This is a genomic window from Pseudoalteromonas sp. MelDa3, from assembly GCF_002863625.1.
GTDB lineage: Bacteria > Pseudomonadota > Gammaproteobacteria > Enterobacterales > Alteromonadaceae > Pseudoalteromonas > Pseudoalteromonas arctica.
Window position 1 is genome coordinate 1 of sequence record NZ_PJBR01000179.1, and the last position, 2,903, is coordinate 2,903.

The window sequence follows — 2,903 nt, forward strand, 5'->3', positions numbered from 1 at the left end:
ATAATAAAAAATTAATTTGCAAAAAACCAAAACACTGTATAAATTAACAGTTAATTGACTGGATGGATAAACAGTATGTTAATTGGTTTAGAAGTTAAAAATTTTGCAATCGTAAGTAATTTAAGCACCGAATGGCGCAGCGGTATGACTGCGATCACAGGTGAGACAGGTGCTGGTAAATCTATTGCTATTGATGCCCTATCGCTATGCTTAGGTGAGCGTGCTGAAGCATCAGCAGTTCGCCCAAGCTCTGATAAAGCAGAAGTATGTGCACAATTTGACTTAACAGATCTACCGCTTGCTCAAGCATTTTTAGAGCAACATATGCTAAGCACTTCTGACAACGAGTGCTTATTACGTCGTGTTGTTTGTAAAAATGGCCGTAGTAAAAGCTATATTAATGGTAGTGCAGTTACCGCATCACAATTAAAAGAACTTGGTCAATATTTAATATCTATTCATGGACAACATGCCCACCAATATTTATTAAAAGCTGAGCATCAGTTACAGCTTTTAGATGCCTATGCAGGGCATCACCACTTAGTAAACTCAGTAAATAAAAACTATAAACAGTTTGCTAACTTACAAAAAGAATTTAAACACTTAGAACAACAACAGCAGCAACAAGCAGCGCAAAAACAATTGTTAGAGTATCAAGTTGCTGAGCTTGATGAATTTGCATTACAAGAAAATGAGTTTGATTTAATTGAGGCTGAGCATTACAAACTAAGCAATAGCCAAACAATATTAGAATCGTGCCAACGTGAGTTACAACACTTATATGAAAGTGATGAGCAAAACGCTTGCTCATTACTACAGCACAGCGCTCAACAATTTACCGAACTGGCTCAATATGACGAAAGTTTAGCAAGCGTAGCTGCTATGCTTAGCGAAGCCGCTGTACAAGTTGAAGAAGCAAGCCGCGAAGTGCGCAATTACACTGAGCAAGCAGATTTAGACCCGGCACGCTTAGTTGAAGTAGAAAATAGGCTAAGTGGCGCTATGGATTTAGCGCGTAAGCATCATATAAAACCACAGCAGTTAGTTGAGTTTCATCAATCGATTGCTCAAGAACTTGAGTCAATAAGTAATAATAGTAATCGTCTGGAGCAGCTTGAGTCAGAAATAGAAAGCGCGTTACTTAGTTACAAGCAAACTGCTGATGAATTAAGTAAAAGCCGCTGCGAATATGCTAATACACTTAACACACTAATAAGTGAAAGCATGGCTAACTTATCAATGGAAAACGGTGTTTTTGAAATAGCCTTAACTCAAGAGAGTAATCGTACACCAAACAGCCTAGGCTTTGATAATGTCTCGTTTTTAGTATCAACTAATCCGGGGCAACCACTTCAGCCATTAGCTAAAGTAGCATCAGGTGGTGAGCTTTCTCGTATAAGTCTTGCTATACAGGTAATTATTGCCCAAAAAGTAACAACCCCAACGCTTATTTTTGATGAAGTTGATGTAGGTATTTCTGGCCCAACGGCATCTGCTGTAGGTAAGTTATTACGCCAATTAGGTAAATCAACTCAAGTAATTTGTGTTACTCATTTACCGCAAGTTGCCAGTAGTGCACATCAGCAATTTTTTGTAGCTAAAGAAATAGCACAAGGCGAAACGTTTACTCATATGCTGCCTTTAAATAAAGATGGCCGTATTAATGAAATAGCCCGTTTACTTGGCGGCGATAACATAAGCAAAACAGCTAAAGCAAATGCTAAAGAACTAATAATGGCTCACGCCTAATGTGTTAGTAAATAACGTCTTCAAGGATTAAATAATGCACAGTACTTTAGTTGATTTTTGTATAATTTTAAGTTGGTTGTTATTAGTACTAAGCACCTGTTTAATTATATTTAGTAAATATAAACATACTTGTTTTAAACAACGTTTATTTAAGTTTTTAAATAGCTTTTTAGTTTTTCAACTAATCGTTGTGGCCTATTACTTTACTAGCGAAAAAATAAATGGACTAAGTGATTTAGGTGTTAGTTATTGGGTTTTAATTACAATGCAGATTGCGTGTATTGTAATATGCTACATGAGCTTAAAACGCAGAAAGGCTAAAATAAGGCCATCCCTTGATTCGTTTTCAATGGACTAAAGTAAATAAACATTTAAAAAGAGCACGTTCTGTTTTTACCTTGCTCTTTTGCTTTATAAAGTAGTTCATCAGCTTGCTTAATATCTAGGTCAATTGAGCGCTCAGCGTTTGCAGCTGTGATGCCAATACTTAGCGTTATATTTACACTATCTGAAAATAAGCTTACAGCTGAAGCTTTAAGGGCATTATGGATTTTTTCTGCAACGAGCTCGCCCTCATCAACGGTTACATTTGGAATCACAATTAAAAACTCCTCACCGCCCCAACGTGAAGCAATCGCATTTTGCGGAATATTATTTTCAAATGTTTTGGCTAAATGGATAAGAGCTTCATCGCCAAAATCATGGCCGAATTGATCATTAATTTTTTTAAAATTATCTACATCAGCTAATAATATTACAAACGGAATATTATTATTTTTAAGCTCATTTTTAAAAGCTATAAGCTTATTCATAGTGAAACGACGGTTTGGCAGATTAGTGAGTGGATCTATAGTTGCTAAAAATTCATTTTTTTGGCTTAAAGCAATTAATTTACTGCTGTATTTTTCTCTTGAAAATTCGTAATAACCACTCAACGATGCAACAATTATAAAAGCGAGTATGATTCTGACTGGAAACTGCTCAGGATTATAGTCATATATATTAAATGTATCAGCGCAATAGAAACCGAGAACAATCGCAGATAAAAATAAAACAATATCAAACGTCCCTCGTTTAAGCCCTCGAATTGAATAAGTAACAGGAGACACTATAAATATCCATATAGGCCCTGTACCTTGTGCTCCTCCTGTAAG

General features: G+C 35.9%; 2 protein-coding genes. One reads left to right on the forward strand and one right to left on the reverse strand.

Going from position 1 to position 2,903, the window contains the following annotated elements; translation table 11 throughout:
* Positions 1 to 75: 75 nt before the first annotated feature.
* On the forward strand, positions 76 to 1,749 hold the full coding sequence (recN, locus tag CXF89_RS18830) for a DNA repair protein RecN (RefSeq protein WP_007584560.1): 1,674 nt from the start codon (positions 76 to 78) through the stop codon (positions 1,747 to 1,749).
* 371 nt (positions 1,750 to 2,120) lie between these two features.
* Here recN and CXF89_RS18840 read toward each other — a convergent pair.
* The coding region (locus tag CXF89_RS18840; RefSeq protein ID WP_145990846.1) for a GGDEF domain-containing protein at positions 2,121 to 2,903 on the reverse strand (783 nt) is incomplete at its 5' end.